We start from the raw sequence: 18378 nt of genomic DNA, 5'->3' as shown, positions 1-18378 counted from the left end.
AGGCGGTCCCACTACTAAAGGGACCGCCTCGTTTTTTTGTTTTATACTCCTAATTTTCCGATTTAGCCGGTTTTTCTGCTGGTGGCTCAGGAGTAGTAGGTGAAGTCGTTTCTACAGGTGTTACATCAGGTTTCGTTTCTTGATTGGTTTGTTCTTTACGAGTCTCAGTTGTATTACTTGGAACCTCTGGCTTTTGTTCCCACTGTTTAGTAACGGCATTAGAAGGTGTGGATTCTTTACCAACTATATCAACAGCCGTGACATAATACGTTCCGTCTTGAATGCTGTACGCTAAAGTTTCATTGGAACGAATACTAGCCACTCTTTGACCATTACGATAGACTCTATACCCGACCACATCTCTTTCAGGATGAGAATTCCATTTCATACTGTTTCCGTTTAATGCAAGGTCTGGGGCAGTAGGAGCCTTACCGTTATCAGAAAGTGTCGAACCGGTAACATTATATTTAGATATTAAATCACTCATATTAGTAATATACTTTCCACCGATTTTATTCAAATACTCAGGATTCAGCATGTAACCGCCACTTGTAAATTCACTTGGTGTCGATGATTGTGCCAAGTAACGACCGCCACCTGCATAGACATATTGCCCATTAATAAAGCTATTATCCACTTTTGATGGGACGAATTTTACGTTGAATAGATCGGTTTTGACCAATCCAGCACTTGAACAAGCATCAGATGGAAGTAAACCTGATACTGAGCAGAAGGAACGAGTCACGATTCCAGCTGGTTTTTCAAACTTGCCTTTAGGTCCAATGAGATCGGCGTTTACACTGTAAGCCGAGTTGACTAAACTTGCCCATAGCTTAATATTTCGTTGGCTATACGTAAGACCTTTATATTTATTATCAATTCTCTTTGGGGTATCATAGCCCATCCATGTGCCAAATGTTACATTCGGGTTTGTGGCCACGAACCAGGCATCTTGTGTATTGTTTGTTGTACCCGTTTTTCCAGCCCAGTCCGAAGAGAAAGATAGCTTGCCATTTAAATATCGAGCAGTCCCATTTGATATAACGTCTCTCATAATATCTAGTGTAAGATAGGCGGTTTGCGGTGAAAAGACGTCTACTGGATCCACTTTATGTTGGTAAATGACTTTCCCATCTTTTGCTACAATTTTGTCAATCATGTAAGCGTCAATGAATTGGCCGTCATTCGCAAATGTTGTAAATGCATTCACGTTTTCTTCTACTGTTACCCCGTTTGTAGGTGCCCCTAGAGCTAAAGAAGGGATTGAATAGTCTGTTTCAATTAACGAGGTAAAGCCCATTTTTTCGAGATAGGTTGCAGGGCGTTGATTTATAATGCCCATATAATAGCTTGCCGCAGGGATGTTGTAGGATTTAACGAGTGCTTCTCGTGCATTGGTTAATCCAGTATATCCTTCTCCAGCATTTTTCGGTTGCCATCCACGAATCGAAATAGGTACGTTAATTCCGACAGATCCAGGTGAAATATATCCTAGTTCAAATGCAGGTGCATACACAAGTAGCGGCTTCATCGTCGATCCGTTTGGTCTTTTAGCTATTGTCGCATGGTTGGTCTGCTCTCTATCAAAATCACGGCCACCTACAAAAGAAAGAATTTTCCCAGTTTTGTTTTCAATGAGGATGGCTCCTGTTTCTACTGGTTCTTGAATCGTGGTTTCTTCACCAGTTTCATGATTGGTCACTTGCTGGGGTTTATCTCGCCCGAAATATTCATAGTTCTTAACGACCTTTTGCATGTTATCGTACATGTCTTTGTTAATCGTTGAATAGACTTTGTAATTATTCTGTTTCAGTTCTCTTCTTGCTAGAGTAGTATATTGTTCTTTTAAATCTTTATCTGTTTCCAGGTCTGATTTTTCATAGCCTGCCTGCTCTGCGAGAATTCCTGAAAGAACCTTGATCGCCCGTTCTTCAAGCTCCACAACCAACCATGGATATACTTTGGAAGGTGCTGTTTTCGGTCCGATGAAATCTTTGGTAATATCATAATTCAGGGCATCGTTGTATTCTTGTTCTGTAAGGTAATTTCCTTCCCGCATTCTTTTAAGTACGGTTTTCATCCTTAACAATCCTGGCTCAAGACTCTCTGGACTTTTCAATTCCCCTTTTTGCGTATAAGGCGTATAACGAAAAGGACTTTGAGGTAGCCCGGCGATAAAAGCTGCTTGTGGAATGGAAAGATCCTTTGCTTCGATTCCAAAGATTCCTTTAGCTGCTGCCTGGACACCAGCGATATTTTGGCCAGAAGAATTCCTACCTAGGGTTGATACGTTTAAGTATGTTTGCAGGATTTCGTCTTTTGTAAAGAAATTTTCCAATCGAAGAGCGAGTAGAATTTCTTTTGCTTTTCTATCAAAGGATACTTCATTCGTTAAGATTTGGTTTTTGATCAATTGTTGTGTTAATGTACTTCCGCCAGATTGAACGGATGCGTTTGTCATTTCTTGAAAAATCGCCCGCATAACGGCCTTAGGTACGACACCTTTATGCTGATTAAAGTATTCATCCTCTGTTGCAACGATGGCATTGAGCAAATGTGGTGACATTTCATCAATAGTTATTTCTTCGCGATCGAGATCTGACTTTAACTTCCCGAGAAAAATGTTATCAGCAAAATATAAGTCTGATGATTCTTCGTAATTATAAATATCTTTTCTGAGTTCTTCTTTTGAGCGAACCGGTTCATCTTTGACTAAAGCGGCAAAATAACCTGCACCTACACCGCCGGCAAAGGAAAATCCTAAAACAAGGACTATAATAAACAAAAGCAGTATATTCCAAACTACATGATATGTAACTCTGGAGTATTTTTGCGTTTTTTTACTACGAAAGAAATTGGTGAATTTCAACCAAAATGATATAGGCTCATTTTCATTATTTTTCATCTATCATACCCCCTGAAATCAGATACATTATAGCATATATCCGTATTTAGAAGGGAAATTTTCAAGTATTTCTATAGGATGCTGAACTTGACATAGCATGTAATATATGATAAAAAATCATTAACTGGAATTTTATTAGGAAAGCGATGAGAGGACTCAGTAGTTAAACTATCCCTGTTTTAGAGAGCCGGTGGAAGGTGCGAATCGGTACACATAGTTTTGATGAATTACTTCCTTGAGCATTTGCTGTGAACGCTAAGTAGCAGTAAACGGTAGACAGCCGTTAACGGTCTTAAGACGGAGGATGAAGTATGTCCTCAAGTTGGGTGGTACCGCGAATATATTCGTCCCTTCATTGATGAAGGGGCGTTTTTTATTTGTCATTTTTTGAAAAACAGGAGGAAATCAGATGGAACTGCTTAAAGATTTAGAATGGCGAGGAATTATTTACCAACAAACAGATGAAGAAGGAATGAAGGAACTTTTAGAAAAAGAAAAAATTGCGTTATATTGTGGCGTGGATCCGACAGCAGATAGCATGCATATTGGCCATTTATTACCATTCTTAACCTTGCGACGTTTTCAACAACATGGTCATCGTCCGCTTGTTTTAGTGGGTGGAGCAACGGGATTAATCGGTGACCCGAGTGGAAAAAAAGAAGAGCGTTCCCTGCAAACATTGGAAACAGTTTTGCATAATGCTGATTGCCTGAAGGGTCAATTAACGAAAATTTTTGATTTTGATGGCGACAATGGTGCAATCATGTTAAATAACTATGACTGGATTGGCAAGATTGATATGGTTACTTTCCTGCGTGATTACGGGAAATATATCGGCATTAATTACATGCTTGCGAAGGATACGATTGCTTCAAGATTGGAAACGGGGATTTCGTTTACAGAGTTTACTTACACCATTTTGCAGGGAATTGATTTTAATCATCTATACGACAATCATAATTGTAAGCTTCAAATTGGCGGAAGTGATCAGTGGGGCAATATTACAACGGGTTTAGAAATGATTCGCAAATCTCATGATGAAGCTGTTAAAGCATTCGGGATGACAATTCCACTTGTAACAAAAGCAGATGGCACGAAATTCGGAAAAACAGAAGGTGGAGCAATTTGGCTTGATCCTGAGAAAACGACACCGTACGAATTTTACCAGTTCTGGATTAACGCAGCAGATGCTGATGTAGTGAAATACATGAAATTCTTCACATTCTTATCACATGAAGAGATTGAGGGATTAGCACGATCGGTAGAAAGCGAACCGCATTTACGCAAAGCACAAAAATCATTGGCAGAGGAAATGACCCGTCTAATCCACGGTCAAGCTGCTTTGGGCCAAGCGATAAAAATTTCCGCTGCGTTATTCAGTGGTGACGTGAGAAACTTAAGTGCTGCGGAGATCGAAGTTGGTTTCAAAGACGTTCCAAGTTTCAGCCGAAACAATACCGATGACATCAACTTAGTTGAACTAATTGTTGAAGCGAAGATTTCTCCATCTAAACGTCAAGCTCGAGAAGATATCCAAAATGGGGCGATTTCAATTAATGGAGAAAAGGTGACAGACTTAGAATATGTCGTAACAGAAGCAGATAAGATTGAAGGGCAGTTCATGCTCGTTCGCCGCGGGAAAAAGAAATATACGTTAATTAAATAATAACTAAAGTTGTCTAAAAAGGGTCAGACCTCATCTACTATACACTGTTTAACCCAGTATAATAGTAGATATGGGGGTCTGACCTTTGTTTGGATAAGTAGGATTTAGGTCTGGCGCGCAAAGTAGCTATTCCGGCGCGACCTTTATGAAGGACATGTCTACCGAATTTCTATGGAGTATTGCCCTGCATCGACCTTATGAAGGACGATTCGAAATCTAACTCGCAAATCCCCAAAAGCGTCTCGCGGTGTACCCACTCCAAGCTGGTAAGCCATCTATTCTGGCTCGTAAAATCATAGATTTGTTCAGAATAACACTTTCTAAGACAGATGTTTCAAAGCCTCTCGCTTGCTCAGCGGTTTTAATTGGTTTTGAGAAACAAATAATTGAACACTGGAAGCGTTCGTTTTGGCGTATTCGCGTAACACCCAGCCAATCGCTTTTTGTACAAAAAATTCATTGCTATGTGCTTGGCGTAAAATGTAATCATACAAACGTTTTTCATTCACATGCTCTTTATAGTAAAGCTGATAAAGAATGGCAGACCTTTGTAACCAAATATAATCATCTTCAATCCATTGATCAGGGTATAAGGGGATAAGATGAGGGTATTGTAAAAAGATATATCCCATGATGTGAGGGGATAGGACGTCGATTGTATCCCACCAAGATTTACTCTTGAGCAAACTGACTAGCCAGCGCATGTCATCGGGAGTAAGGTTTTTTTTAGTCTTTTCCAAGATATCAAGGGCAGCTTTTTGGTATTCTCGTTCTGGCTTTTCCCATAACGTAAGAATAACTGTTTCAAGTTCCTCTTTTGATGGTAATCCGTATTCTTTCAAAAATTGCTTGGTCAAATTTCGTCTAATGGGCGTTCGGATACCTAAAAAATCAAATTGATTTCTCATATATTTTTTAGACCACTTTGCATATTCTGCCTCGGCGTTTTCAGAGTATAATTTTTCTAATTTTTGAATATAAAAGTCCATAGGCCCCTCCATGGTATGTCAGATTTGGTTGATAATGTTTCTACTGAAACAGAAACTATGTATAAAAAAACCCCCATCCAAGGATGAGGGCCAAAAGCAAAATCGATTAACGAGAGTAGAACTCAACGATTAGAGCTTCGTTAATTTCAGCAGGAACTTCAGAACGTTCTGGTAAACGAGTGAAAGTACCTTCTAATTTGTCAGCATCAAAAGTCAAGAAATCAGGAACGAAGTTGTTTACTTCGATTGATTCTTTGATTGTGCTTAGGTTACGTGATTTTTCACGAACAGAGATTGTTTGTCCAGGTAACACTTTGAATGATGGAATATCAACGCGTTTTCCATCAACAAGGATGTGACCATGGTTTACAAGTTGGCGTGATCCACGACGAGTACGAGCTAGACCAAGACGATAAACAACGTTATCAAGGCGAGATTCAAGAAGAATCATGAAGTTTTCACCGTGTACACCTTGTAGTTTACCTGCACGGTCGAATAATGAGCGGAATTGACGCTCAGTAACTCCGTACATATGGCGAAGTTTTTGTTTTTCTTGTAATTGCAATCCGTATTCGGAAAGTTTTTTGCGTTGGTTTGGACCATGTTGTCCAGGAGCGTAAGGACGCTTCTCTAATTCTTTACCAGTACCTGTAAGGGAAATTCCAAGACGACGGGATAATTTCCAGCTTGGGCCAGTATAACGAGCCATAGGATGACTCCTCCTTCAAATGTTTTTATTTGGGTAAAATAAAAACCGTTGCGATTCACGATTATGGTCATTTTGTTTTCATGTATCTTCGCCCTAGCAGCTGAGGGTTACGGGGTACACCTCTATAAAGAGGAACAAAATGAGACCGTAAAAGCACTCACATAGGCTGCACTATTTTACACAAGTAATAGTATATAATTTAAAAGAAATATAGTCAAGTCTATTTCCAGATAGTTAGTGATGTAAATAATAAATCATCATGGTAGAATTACTTTAAAATAAGAATATTTTTAGCCTGCACTTTTTATAGGTATAAAGAATCGAGTCTAAAAACATGGGCTTTTACGTTTATTAAATAGAAATTTCTAAAATTTATAAAGATATTTTTTGTATACACGTATATAATGATAAATATAGAAAAAAACGGAAAAGTGATAGTTCTTTTTTCCTGCGTGTTAGTGAGATTTTAAAGCTTCAGCATTACTTATATAGGGATGAGATAAAGATGAGAAGTATGACTCAGTTACTATATGAATTAAAAACGTTATTAATTAATCAAATGGATGATTCAAAGGGAAGAATGGAAGACACTTCTTTTTTTGAAAAATTTGTTCTTGAAATATGCGACGCTTTTTATGCTGATGAAGTTACCTACTTTAAGCTAGACTATGGACGGAAATATTTACATATTGAAGCTTCTACCGAGCGTTATCTGGAGCGAAGATATATCCCGCTAGGAAGCTGTGCAGTATTTAATGATGGTGAACTGTATTATTATAAAGATTTTCAAGTAGAAGCGTTAAAGGATTTCCAGCTGTATCTGCCACTAAAACGCGAAAATGGAATAGTAGGACTTCTTGCATTAAAAGAAGGGATTCCTGGTTCTTTTGAACAGATCACTTCCGAGGAAGGCGAGGCGTTCTCAAAAGAAGTGCTGAAAATCTTAAATGCGGCGATTTATATGTCAGAGATTACGAGTGAAAGAAGGCGCTATAAACAGCTATTTCGCGTGACTGAAAAATTTCATGCATCCATGAGTATGGATGCAGTACTCGGCGAAATTATCTCAACACTACAAGAAGTTTATCCGTCTTTCACCTATTTTCTTCTTCTTTCTCATGATAATGCAAACCACGAAAACCTTCCGATAAAGGATCTCGGTTATGATAGTGAGAATGTGGCAGTTATGCAAGCGTATGTTACAGGAACTGTTCAAATCGAAGACGAGTGGACTGCACGAAAAACAAATCTATATGCACCGCTAAAAGGAAAACAAGGCGTGTACGGAGTTCTTCAAGTAATTGCTCCGAATGCTCGTATGTTTTCAGAGAAGGAAGTCGAATTTATTTCTTTATTAGCAAATACCGCTGGTGGCGCTTTTGAGAATGCACAGCTGTACCAGCAATCTCGCCGTTTAATATCTGATTTGCAGCTTATTAATGAAACATCCCATAAATTGAATTTAAATCTGCGCTTAAGTGAAACCATGGAGTTCATGAAAGAGCAAATTATGGATTCTTTTCATGCGGATGAGGCGGGGTTTGTATATATTTTACCCGATGGAACGGCTAATTTCTTGGCGGGCAGCACAGAATTTTTTCATTCTGATAGATCGGGATTATACGTCGATTTTTTGAAAGAAAAGATTTGTTCTACGATGGAATCCCTGTTCATTGGAGATTTACAATTGAAAATACCTAATAAAGATGTGAAGTATCGTTCGATGATGGCTGTTCCTATGATGGAAAGTGAGCAAGTACATGGATTCGCTCTTGTTTTACATAAAGATCCCTATTATTTTTCCTTTGATACATTCAAGCTTTTACAATCATTGATTCATCATACTAGTCTGGCATTGGCGAATTCGATGCTGCGCGAAGAACTGGAGAAAATGGTCATTACCGATCATTTAACAGGCTTGTATTCACGGAGTTATTTAGATGAGAAAATGTTGGAGTCGATGGAAAAAGATCATGAGGGAACATTTATTTTGGTAGATATTGATGATTTTAAAAAAGTGAATGATACTCACGGTCACCAAATTGGCGATGATATTCTCATTCAAGTTTCCATGATCATCCAGTCAAGCATACGAGAAACGGATATTGGGGCCAGGTGGGGTGGAGAGGAGTTGGCAATCTATCTGCCGAATTTCTCCATACACGTTGGGCAAGGGATTGCGCAACGGATTCAGGAGAAAGTAAGCGAACAAACGGAACCGAAAGTGACCATATCATGTGGGGTCTCCTATTGGACGAAAGGACACAAGGATCACGTTAAAGCCTTATTTAAGCGTGCGGATGATGCTTTGTATGTAGCCAAGAATACAGGGAAAAATAAAGTGCTTGTTCAAGACTAAACAGGTTTTATTCATATATACGATTCGGTTGTGGATGTCCAAAAGGGTCTAACCTCACACTTTATAGTGTCGAGTTAGACCCTTTCCTTTTATTTTGAGACAGCCTCAAGTATTTGTTGAAAAGTTTTGATTTTCTGTGCAGGCGACTATTTTTTCAATGGTCTTCCCGGTTTTTATATTACAAATATTTCACTAATGTATGCGTGAATTTCTCCAGCATTTCTTCGTCTATAGCATCGAAGCGATTTGTGATTGGACTATCAATATCGAGTACACCGATTAATTCGTCGCCTTTTATAAGCGGGATGACAATTTCTGAACGAGAAGCGGCATCACATGCAATATGCCCTGGGAATTGATGAACGTCTTCTACACGATAAGTTTTACGTTCAGCAGCTGAGGCACCGCAAACACCTCTACCAAACGGAATACGAATACACGCCGGTAATCCCTGGAAAGGACCGAGCACTAATCCGTCATTTTCTACTAAATAGAAACCGACCCAGTTCACTTCATCCAAAAGCTGATTAAGGAGTGCGCAAGCATTGCTAAGATTCGCAATCCGATTTGGCTCCCCTTCAACAAGCGCAATTAGTTGTTTCTCAGCAAGTGAGTAATTTTCCTGCTTACTCCCTTTATATTGTTCGACATTAAACATAAACATTCCCCCTGCTTCATGATAAAAATACAACTTTCAACATCGTTAGAAAGTATCCTGTGTAAGTTGTCGAGAAGTTCTAACAGGATATTGTAAATATTCCGAGAATAACTTATTTTAAGACTTGAAATTAGAGGAGGAATTCAATCATGAACCGCCCAACTCAAACGAAGGAAGCAATTCTTGAATCCGCCCTATATTTATTTCACTTGAAAGGTTACCATGCGACTTCCATACGGGATATAGCTCATAAAGCCAAGGTCAATTCCGCTAATATTGCTTATTATTTCAAAAACAAACAAGGATTGCTAGAATATTGCTTCACTGCATATTTAGAAGCATATATTCAACTGTTAGAGAAAAATCTTGTCCAACTTGATCGTATTGGAGCACAAAACGGTTTACTTGCAATACTTACAGATGTCTTTGAATTTCAACGGAAAAACTTCTTGGCTGCGAGTTTTATTTATGGAGAATCCGCCCTTGACTCTAATCTTAATCGAGAAGTTTTATCAACTTATTATATGAAAGAAAACTCTTATTTTCAGTATGTCTTAGAAAAAGGAATAAAAGAAGGAATATTTCGTAAAATCCAACCAGCAATTTTCACTTTACAAATAAAAGGACTGCTTTCAGCTCCAATCATACATGCCCACTATGCAAGAGAAGTGTTGCATGTATATACGCAGGAAAAATATTATACAGATAAATATCGTGATGAAATCTGTTTGTTTTTAGAACATAGTCTGTTTGTTAAACGTGATATACAAGAAGAATTGCTGTACAATGTTTCTTCTATTTAGTGAAAGCTTCGGCCAAACATGTATCATACCCTTGACCTAGATCCGAGGCTTGGTGGGCATCAGACCCATACCGTACAGGGATACCTAGATGCAGGGCATATTTGACAAAACGTTCAGGTGGATAGGGTTCCAAACAAAGTGGTTTAATCGCCCCTGCACCATTATAGTCTAGCTCATATCCCTGCTTGTTCATTTTATCTAAAATGGAATATAGTTTCTGATCATAATTTTTTTTCGGTAAAAAACGCTGCTGAAACTTATGAACAAGGGTTATATGGCCGATTCGCTTTGGTTTGAAATCCCCTAAATCAGCAGCAATACTATTCTCTAATGTATCGTAATAAGATGAATAAACGGCATCCACGGACCCCAATCTATTGGCAATGCTTTTAAACATTTCGTCACTAAAGTCGATGCAATGCCACTCATTTTCATGTCGAATAAAATGAACCGATAGGATACTATCATCTAAATATTTGCCAAATTTGTTAAGGAAATTCTTAGTTTCTGTTTCAAATCCTTCGATATAATCTACTTCGAGCCCTGTCTTAATCGTGATTTTTTCCTTGTATCTCTCTTTTAATAAAGCAAGTTCTTGAAAATAGTCTAGTAACTGACCACGTTCCATTCCACTATCACGATCTGGTGTAGGATCAATGAAACCATCTGGCAAAGGTGCGTGCTCTGTAAATGTCAACTCCTCAATTTCAAGTGTGATTGCTTGCTTGATATATTCTTCAAACGAATCGCCAGACCCATGAGGACAGTATGGACTATGAACATGACCGTCAATTTTCATCAAAATCCCCCCAATAAATTCAATTACAAGCACATTTCTGTAAAAAATATATATTTATTAGTCAAAAATTATTGCTAACATGGTATCATAAAAGCATTGAATTGAACATGTAAACATTTATATAGATTGTTTTCGACTTGCGCGGCTTAGAACTGGGGGGCATATGATGGAGTACATACTAGGTATAGTTATACTAGTTATTGCGTTAATAATATGGGGATATTTTTTGAAAAGGAAACACTTTAAAGAAATTGACCAGCTTGAAGCTTGGAAAATGGACATTATGAACCGCCCAATATTGGAAGAGCTTTCTAAAGTAAAGCAATTAAATATGACTGGTGAAACAGAAGAAATGTTTGAAAGATGGCGTAAAGAATGGGATGCCATTATTACCATCTACCTGCCGGATGTTGAAGATTTATTTTTCGATGCAGAGGATTATGTCGACAAATATCGCCTCGGTAAATCGAAAGAAGTCCAGCGAATGATCTCGACTAAGCTTACTAATATTGTAAAGATAATCGAAAAGATCCTCATGGAGTTAAATGAATTGGTTGGTAGTGAAGAGAAAAACAGAGTTGAGATTGAAGAGATTAAAGAAAGTTACCGTAAAATTAAGAAAGACTTGCTAGTTCACCGCCATACATTTGCAAAAGCGGCAGATCCGCTTGATGACATGCTCGATGAAATAGTGGAAATTCTTAAGCAATATGAAGAAGCGACTGAAAATGGGAATTATTTAAACGCGCGAGAGCTTGTTTTATCGATTAAAAATAAACTTGCCACCATTCAAACAAGAATGGAAATCATTCCTCAATTGCTGCTTGATGGGCATTCTTCACTTCCAACATCCATTTCGGAGCTGAAAGATGGCTTCAAAGAGATGGTGGAACAGGGGTATTCTTTAGAGCATATTGAATTTGAGACAGAAATTTTAAGGCTTGAAGCAGACCTTGAACATTATAATGTTCAACTTAATCTTGCAGAGGCGGAAGCTGCTGAAAAAGGAATAAATGAAATTTTTGATCGTGTAAACCTTCTGTATGATTTACTTGAAAAAGAAGTGCTTTCCAAACAGTATCTAATAAAAAATGAAAATCTTTTGAAGGAAAACCTTGAAGCATTTGAATATGAGAATGATAAATTGAAAGCTGAGACAGCGGTTGTCCGACATAGCTATCATGTAACAGAAAGTGAACTAAGTGCTCAGAAGAAATTAGAAAAACAAATTGATAAATTGATCAAAAGGTTCCAATTACTAACCTTGAAAATTGCAGATAATGCTACTATCAGTTCTGTCCTAAGTGACGAAATGAAGGGAATTGAAGCGATTCTAAACGAACTGAAGGTGGAGCATGAAGTCTTTTCTAAGAAACTTCATGCACTGAGAAAAGATGAATTGCAAGCACGTGAGGTATTACAAGAACTTAGAAAGAAAATGGGAGATACTAGCAGGACAATCTCGCAAAGCAATGTCCCTGGTTTGCCTGAAAGGTATCGGGATTTGTTATCTGAATCAAAAGAAAGCATGGAAGACGTTCAAAGTAAACTAGAGGAAAAGCCTTTGGATATGGGCTCTGTTCACATTTTTCTTGAAAAAGCGATAGCTTCTGTCACGAGGTTATATGAAAACACAGAAGTTCTGATTGAAGAAATGCTGCTTGCGGAGAAAGTAATCCAATATGGAAACAGGTATCGCAGTAGGTATCCAGCTGTTGCTGAGGCATTAAGGACTGCAGAACAGTATTTTCGGGATTATGAATATGAGCGGGCGTTAGAAGTCGCAGTATCGGCCATTGAAAAAGTGGAGCCAGGAATTTTAGATAAAATCGAGGCGAATATGGGAAAAGTTTATTCGTAATACAAAAAATGGATTAAGAGGATGTCCCAAAAAGGTCTGACCCAGCACTCAACATACAGTTTAAGCTAACACTTCATTTAAACGGTATGTAGTAGGTGCGGAGTCTGACCTTTTATTTATGGGACATCTTCTTTTTTACGTATTCCGCAGGTATAAGACTGATTTTGGCAACATGAATCTTTTTCAATAATCATGATTTATGGTAAAATGACGTGTCGTTAATAATTAAATTGAAGAACGAGAAGCTACACTAAGTTTTTATCCCGCATTAACGTGCAATAAAATACCCACTGATTGAAGTTTCACTTTATATAGATGAAATCTAAAAGTGAGTGTTCAAAAAGGAGGATAAAAAGAGCTGAGAAGTTCGAGGAGCGGATCGTCTCTAGACCTGCGTATATACAGTAATACGTGAGGACGGGACTTGCGCAGGATGTGCGCGATCTTAACAGAAGGTCATTCATGAGCTTTGAAGCAATTCGTAAGCTTTTTTACCAGACTTTTTGAACATCCTCTAAAAACAAATTTTAGTGCCAAGAGAAAGTAGCCTAGCCCCTCCAAGTCCTACAAGAGGTCAGGATGGCGTTTGCTACACGATGTGGCAATTTTATAAAGCCGCTTTCCTCTTTCAAGGCGCTTTTAGCTTTTCTATTAGGAGGTTCATGCATGATTTATTTTGATAATAGCGCGACGACGAAGCCGTATCCGGAAGTCATCGATTCTTTTATAAAGGTGTCTACAGAATATTTCGGTAACCCTTCTTCTTTACATGGTTTAGGGGTTAAAGCTGAAAAACTGCTAACTCAATCGAGGAAGCAGGTAGCTGACCTTCTTCAGGTGAAAAGCATGGAGGTTTATTTTACTTCTGGAGGAACGGAAGGAAATAACCTGGCCGTTAAAGGAACAGCACATGCGTATTCTAAAAGAGGTAAGCATATTATCACCACCGTTATGGAGCATGCATCCATTAAAGAAACCTGTAAGTCGCTTGAAGAAGAAGGGTTTTGTGTCACTTATTTACAAGTTGATTCGAATGGGCTTGTTTCTGTGGAAGACTTGAAAAATGCTTTACGAACAGATACGATTTTAGTGTCAATCATGTCTGTGAACAATGAGGTCGGTTCAATTCAGCCGATAGTAGAAATCGGTCACTTGTTAAAAGAACGTCCACAAGTGCTCTTTCATGTCGATCATGTGCAAGGTATTGGGAAGATTCCATTAGACTTAGCTGCTGCCGGGATTGATTTATGTACGATTTCTGGTCATAAATTTCATGGCTTGAAAGGTACGGGTGTATTATATGTTAGAGATGGCATTAGGGTTTCGCCGCTCTTCACTGGGGGCAATCAGGAGGCGAAGCTAAGGAGTGGAACGGAAAACGTTGCTGGGTTCGTAGCCTTAGCTAGAGCATTACGACTTACTTTACAAAAAAGTGCTCAGGATTACGGTAAGCTAACAGAAATTAGAGATATGTTATGGAATGGGCTGAACGAAATAACAGGTGTAAAAATAAACAGCCCATTACATGGTGCTCCCCATATTATCAATTTTTCCATTCCAGGCATGAAATCGGAAGTATTCATCCATTCGCTTGAAGAAAAAGAAATATATGTTTCAACTACAAGTGCCTGTTCGTCTAAGAAAAAATCAATCAGTGATACCGTATTTGCCATGTTCCATGATCAGAAAAGGGCAGAGAGTATCATCAGAATTAGCACTTCATACGGAAATGAGCTCTATGAAGTGGAGCTTGTACTTCAGGAAATAAAGAACACACTTTCAAAACTACAAAAGGTAATGAGGTAAAATACATGAAATTTGATCATATTATCATTAGATATGGTGAGATTTCAACAAAGAAACGTAATCGAAAAAGCTTTGTTGATAAACTCAAAAATCATATTCGCTGGGCATTAAGAGATTTTAAAGCTGCCAAACTGCAAGCGAGTCGGGAACGGATGTACATTATGCTAAATGGTGAAGATCACCAGAAGATCATTGACCAAATAAAAGGTGTATATGGCATCCAATCATTAAGTCCGGCTTTAAAAATAGGCCGTGATATTGAAGAAATTAAAGCGGCTGCATTACACTATGTCGACCAGTTATCAGGAGAAATTGAGACGTTTAAAGTTTCAACAAAACGGTCAGATAAAGATTTTCCATATGATACGAATGAAATGAACCATCTTCTTGGTGGACATTTGTTACGAAATAAAGATGGAATTTTAAAGGTTGATGTGAAAAAACCAGATTTAGATTTACGTGTAGAAATACGTAAGGAAGCAGTCTATTTATCGGGGGAGAATATTCATGGTGCAGGTGGTCTTCCATTTGGCTCGAGCGGCAAGGCGATGCTCATGCTTTCAGGCGGAATAGACAGTCCAGTTGCAGGCTTCCTTTCCATGAAGCGTGGTCTTGAAATTGAATGTATTCATTTCTACAGCCCACCGTTCACGAGTGAACGTTCCAAACAGAAGGTCATGGACTTAGCGGAAAAACTTGCTTTAGTGAACGGAAGCATGAAAGTTCATATTGTTCCGTTTACAGAAATTCAAGTGCTGATCCAAAAGCAAATACCAGAGAACTATACAATGACTAGCACACGTCGTTTAATGCTGCGTATAGCTGATGCGATAAGAGAAAGAGAAGAAGCGCTTGCCATCATAACAGGTGAAAGTCTTGGGCAGGTAGCAAGCCAGACGATGAATAGCATGTTTGCGATAAACGAAGTGATCTCTACGCCAGTATTACGTCCACTTATCGCGATGGACAAATTAGAAATTATTGAGCTTGCGAAGCAATATGATACATTTGAGATATCGAATCAGCCATATGAAGATTGCTGTACGGTATTTACACCGGCAAGCCCTAAGACAAAGCCGAAGCTTGAAAAGGTTCAGTATTACGAAAGTTTTGTTGACTTTGATAAGTTAATTGAAGAAGCTGTGGAAAAAACTGAAATCAGGAAGCTTCACTTTGGTGAAAAAGCTACTGGGGAAGAGTCAATAGAAGACTTATTCTAAGTTGGAAATGCTGACTATATTTACCAATAAATCAATGAATGAAGCCATGTGTTTTTACACATTCTATATTTACAAGGAGGTGAAAAACACATGGCAAACAATAACTCAAATCAACTTGTCGTACCTGGTGTACAACAAGCTCTAGATCAAATGAAATATGAAATCGCATCTGAATTCGGTGTGCAGCTTGGCGGTGAAACAACTTCACGTGCTAACGGTTCAGTTGGCGGTGAAATCACAAAACGTCTAGTTCAAATGGCTGAACAACAATTAGGCGGGTACCAAAAATAATTTCATAAAAATGGCTGCAGAAAGCGGGCGATTTCGCCCGCTTTCTTTCATTTGTTTTCATTCCATCTTATTTTCTGATAAGATAAGAAAAATATTTATTATTTTACATACTTATAAAACTGTATAATGTATCTTGAGGTTTTGTATGGAGGAAAAAGGGACGGAGCTCGCTAATTTAAATAAAAAGTTAAATGAGAATTTTATGTGAAAAGTTATAAAAGTTGTGGAACTGTGCCGCCACCAATTAGAGTTAGTTCCCTCATTTGAAAGAGATCTTCCTTCATACTAGATCGTGGCGTTTTAACGCAATGTTTTTATGATAAGGGAGGATATATAGGATGAGAAGAGAAGATTTGATTGCTCCAGAGAAGTATAATCTTGTTAGTGAAATGGAAATATTCGCAAAAGACAAGAACCGTTTAGCCCTAAAATGGGAATCTGAGGATGGAGTAAAGAAAGAAGTTACATACAGTGCTTTAATGAAACGTGTTAATAAAATCGGTAATGTCTTCAAAAATGCAGGATTTGAAAAAGGAGATATTGCCCTCATCATCATCCCGAGACTAATTGAAGCATATGAAGTCTATTTAGCTGCACTTAAGATTGGGGTAGTGGTTATCCCATGCTCAGAGATGTTAAGGCCAAAGGATATTGAATATCGAATAAGGCATGCTGAAGTTAAAGGAGTCATTTGCTATCATCAATTTTGTGATCAAGTAAATGCGGTTAAAGATGCGGAACAGCTTGTGAAATTTTCAGTTGGTCAGGAAGTCCCAGGATGGTTGTTTTTGGAGGAACAAATAAAAGTAAGTAATGACACACTTGTCCTAGCTGATACGAAAAGCTCAGACATGGCTTTTCTCTCCTATACATCTGGTACGACCGGCAATCCTAAAGGTGTAGTACATACTCATGGCTGGGCATATGCTCATTTAAAAACAGCTGCCGCAAACTGGCTTGGTGTTCGTGAAGGGGATACGGTATGGGCAACCGCAGCACCAGGTTGGCAAAAGTGGATTTGGAGTCCGTTTCTTGCTGTACTAGGATCAGGTGCAACCGGCCTAGTGTACCATGGCAAGTTTGAAGCAAAAAAATACTTACAGCTGCTTCAGGATTACAAAGTGAATGCTTTATGCTGTACGCCGACTGAATATCGCTTAATGGCAAAAGTGGATAATCTGGCGGATTATAGTCTTACAGATCTACACAGTGCGGTATCGGCAGGAGAGCCCTTGAATCGTGAAGTGATAGATGTATTCGAAAAGTATTTCAATATTCAAGTAAGAGACGGTTACGGACAAACAGAAAATACGCTTCTTGTCGGGATTTCTATAGGGATGGAACTGAAACCTGGCTCAATGGGGAAACCAACACCTGGTAATCGAGTTGAAATCATTGATGAAGATGGAGCACTTTGTCAAATAGGTCAAGTCGGAGATATTGCTGTGCATATCGAAACACCTGCTTTATTCAAAAGTTATTATCGTGATCCTGAACGTACAGCTATGCAATTTCGCGGCGATTATTATGTAACAGGTGATAAAGCAAGAAAAGACGAAGACGGCTATTTCTGGTTTGAGGGACGCGGCGACGATATGATCATCAGTTCTGGCTACACAATCGGGCCATTTGAAGTTGAAGATGCACTAATTAAGCACCCTTATGTAAAAGAATGTGCTGTAGTAGCAAGTCCAGATGAAGTAAGAGGAAATGTTGTCAAGGCATATATCGTGCTTCAGGACCATGTGGCTGAAAGTGAACCACAGTTGGTGAAAACCCTTCAAGAGCATGTAAAGAAAGTAACGGCACCATATAAATATCCACGGAAGATTGAATTTATTAAAGAACTGCCAAAAACTACTTCGGGGAAAATCCGTCGTGTAGATTTACGCCATTTGGATGAGAACCATACTATTTAAATAAGGAGAGGTTGCCTTATAACAAAAGGATCAGATCCCATATCTATTATCATCGTTTATACGACATGTAAATGACATAATAAACGGTATATAGAGTGTGAGATCAGATCCTTTGTTGAGACAACCTCATTTTGAACTATTGAGGTGTTTGCTGATTATCTTTTTAAAGAAAATAACTTTAACAATGGATGCTTTTTTTTATCTACAATCTTTAACTCATGCATGACAAGATGATCCTCGTGATCCGCTATCCACTTCTTAAGCGCCTCTTTATCCTGACAATGGGTCAAGTATGTCTGTCCGCCTTTACCTACGGCGTTAATTACATATCTGTTGGAAATATTCCCCATATTTATTCACCTTCATATTCATAATGAAATTTCAACTTACAAA

14 protein-coding genes and 1 other annotated feature are annotated in these 18378 nt (G+C 38.4%); of the genes, 8 read left to right on the top strand and 6 right to left on the bottom strand.

Annotated features, from left to right (window positions below; translation table 11 throughout):
- Positions 1-49 precede the first annotated feature (49 nt).
- Positions 50-2905, bottom strand: a complete 2856-nt coding sequence (locus AC625_RS18425) for a transglycosylase domain-containing protein (RefSeq protein WP_049682624.1) — start codon at positions 2903-2905, stop codon at positions 50-52.
- A 137-nt stretch (positions 2906-3042) separates the two neighbouring features.
- Positions 3043-3260, top strand: a binding site (T-box leader).
- 54 nt (positions 3261-3314) lie between these two features.
- Between AC625_RS18425 and tyrS the strand changes: the two genes are divergently transcribed.
- Positions 3315-4571, top strand: coding sequence for a tyrosine--tRNA ligase (tyrS, locus tag AC625_RS18420; RefSeq protein WP_049682623.1), 1257 nt, complete (start codon positions 3315-3317; stop codon positions 4569-4571).
- Between the two features lie 320 nt (positions 4572-4891).
- On the opposite strand, the gene AC625_RS18415 is transcribed toward tyrS, so the two are convergent.
- Together AC625_RS18415 and rpsD are read right to left on the bottom strand one after the other, a co-directional pair.
- Positions 4892-5560, bottom strand: coding sequence for a DNA alkylation repair protein (locus AC625_RS18415; RefSeq protein ID WP_049682622.1), 669 nt, complete (start codon positions 5558-5560; stop codon positions 4892-4894).
- Between the two features lie 106 nt (positions 5561-5666).
- The gene (gene rpsD, locus AC625_RS18410; protein WP_049682621.1) at positions 5667-6269 is read right to left on the bottom strand and encodes a 30S ribosomal protein S4; all 603 of its coding nucleotides are present in this window, start codon (positions 6267-6269) and stop codon (positions 5667-5669) included.
- Between the two features lie 505 nt (positions 6270-6774).
- Between rpsD and AC625_RS18405 the strand changes: the two genes are divergently transcribed.
- On the top strand, positions 6775-8628 hold the full coding sequence (locus tag AC625_RS18405; protein ID WP_049682620.1) for a sensor domain-containing diguanylate cyclase: 1854 nt from the start codon (positions 6775-6777) through the stop codon (positions 8626-8628).
- 178 nt (positions 8629-8806) lie between these two features.
- Here AC625_RS18405 and AC625_RS18400 read toward each other — a convergent pair whose 3' ends face one another.
- A complete protein-coding gene (locus tag AC625_RS18400; RefSeq protein ID WP_049682619.1) occupies positions 8807-9286 on the bottom strand; it encodes a GAF domain-containing protein in 480 nt (159 codons plus the stop codon).
- 149 nt (positions 9287-9435) lie between these two features.
- On the opposite strand from AC625_RS18400, the gene refZ reads away from it, so the two are divergent.
- On the top strand, positions 9436-10089 hold the full coding sequence (gene refZ / locus AC625_RS18395) for a forespore capture DNA-binding protein RefZ (RefSeq protein ID WP_049682618.1): 654 nt from the start codon (positions 9436-9438) through the stop codon (positions 10087-10089).
- Here the strand turns inward: refZ and hisJ are convergent.
- Positions 10082-10888 carry a histidinol-phosphatase HisJ gene (gene hisJ, locus AC625_RS18390; protein WP_049682617.1) on the bottom strand — a complete coding sequence of 269 codons (807 nt, stop codon included), beginning with the start codon at positions 10886-10888 and terminating at the stop codon, positions 10082-10084. The two genes, refZ and hisJ, sit on opposite strands and share 8 nt — an antisense overlap.
- Positions 10889-11054: 166 nt before the next feature.
- On the opposite strand from hisJ, the gene ezrA reads away from it, so the two are divergent.
- From ezrA to mbcS, 5 genes are all read left to right on the top strand, one after another.
- Entirely contained in the window at positions 11055-12749 is a 1695-nt protein-coding gene (gene ezrA, locus AC625_RS18385) for a septation ring formation regulator EzrA (RefSeq protein ID WP_049682616.1), read from the top strand.
- Between the two features lie 666 nt (positions 12750-13415).
- Positions 13416-14555, top strand: coding sequence for a cysteine desulfurase family protein (locus tag AC625_RS18380; protein WP_049682615.1), 1140 nt, complete (start codon positions 13416-13418; stop codon positions 14553-14555).
- Between the two features lie 5 nt (positions 14556-14560).
- A complete protein-coding gene (gene thiI / locus AC625_RS18375; protein ID WP_049682614.1) occupies positions 14561-15775 on the top strand; it encodes a tRNA uracil 4-sulfurtransferase ThiI in 1215 nt (404 codons plus the stop codon).
- 90 nt (positions 15776-15865) lie between these two features.
- A complete protein-coding gene (locus AC625_RS18370; RefSeq protein WP_049682613.1) occupies positions 15866-16066 on the top strand; it encodes an alpha/beta-type small acid-soluble spore protein in 201 nt (66 codons plus the stop codon).
- A gap of 338 nt (positions 16067-16404) precedes the next feature.
- Complete coding sequence (gene mbcS / locus AC625_RS18365) at positions 16405-17985, top strand: acyl-CoA synthetase MbcS (protein WP_049682612.1); 1581 nt, start codon at positions 16405-16407, stop codon at positions 17983-17985.
- Between the two features lie 155 nt (positions 17986-18140).
- Here the strand turns inward: mbcS and AC625_RS18360 are convergent, their stop codons facing one another.
- A complete protein-coding gene (locus tag AC625_RS18360) occupies positions 18141-18335 on the bottom strand; it encodes a hypothetical protein (protein ID WP_049682611.1) in 195 nt (64 codons plus the stop codon).
- Positions 18336-18378 lie beyond the last annotated feature (43 nt).

The organism is Peribacillus loiseleuriae, assembly GCF_001183985.1.
Taxonomy (GTDB): domain Bacteria; phylum Bacillota; class Bacilli; order Bacillales; family DSM-1321; genus Peribacillus; species Peribacillus loiseleuriae.
The sequence above is the reverse complement of the archived record's forward strand: the minus strand, read 5'-3'. Positions and strand labels throughout refer to the sequence as shown.

Bases quoted from the DNA above. Each gene is read 5' to 3' on its own strand.
- thiI (WP_049682614.1), top strand. From the start codon at position 14,561: ATGAAATTTGATCATATTATCATTAGATATGGTGAGATTTCAACAAAG.
- AC625_RS18405 (WP_049682620.1), top strand. From the start codon at position 6,775: ATGAGAAGTATGACTCAGTTACTATATGAATTAAAAACGTTATTAATT.
- mbcS (WP_049682612.1), top strand. From the start codon at position 16,405: ATGAGAAGAGAAGATTTGATTGCTCCAGAGAAGTATAATCTTGTTAGT.
- ezrA (WP_049682616.1), top strand. From the start codon at position 11,055: ATGGAGTACATACTAGGTATAGTTATACTAGTTATTGCGTTAATAATA.
- AC625_RS18370 (WP_049682613.1), top strand. From the start codon at position 15,866: ATGGCAAACAATAACTCAAATCAACTTGTCGTACCTGGTGTACAACAA.
- AC625_RS18360 (WP_049682611.1), bottom strand. From the start codon at position 18,335: ATGGGGAATATTTCCAACAGATATGTAATTAACGCCGTAGGTAAAGGC.
- hisJ (WP_049682617.1), bottom strand. From the start codon at position 10,888: ATGAAAATTGACGGTCATGTTCATAGTCCATACTGTCCTCATGGGTCT.
- rpsD (WP_049682621.1), bottom strand. From the start codon at position 6,269: ATGGCTCGTTATACTGGCCCAAGCTGGAAATTATCCCGTCGTCTTGGA.
- AC625_RS18415 (WP_049682622.1), bottom strand. From the start codon at position 5,560: ATGGACTTTTATATTCAAAAATTAGAAAAATTATACTCTGAAAACGCC.
- refZ (WP_049682618.1), top strand. From the start codon at position 9,436: ATGAACCGCCCAACTCAAACGAAGGAAGCAATTCTTGAATCCGCCCTA.
- AC625_RS18425 (WP_049682624.1), bottom strand. From the start codon at position 2,905: ATGAAAAATAATGAAAATGAGCCTATATCATTTTGGTTGAAATTCACC.
- AC625_RS18380 (WP_049682615.1), top strand. From the start codon at position 13,416: ATGATTTATTTTGATAATAGCGCGACGACGAAGCCGTATCCGGAAGTC.
- AC625_RS18400 (WP_049682619.1), bottom strand. From the start codon at position 9,286: ATGTTTAATGTCGAACAATATAAAGGGAGTAAGCAGGAAAATTACTCA.
- tyrS (WP_049682623.1), top strand. From the start codon at position 3,315: ATGGAACTGCTTAAAGATTTAGAATGGCGAGGAATTATTTACCAACAA.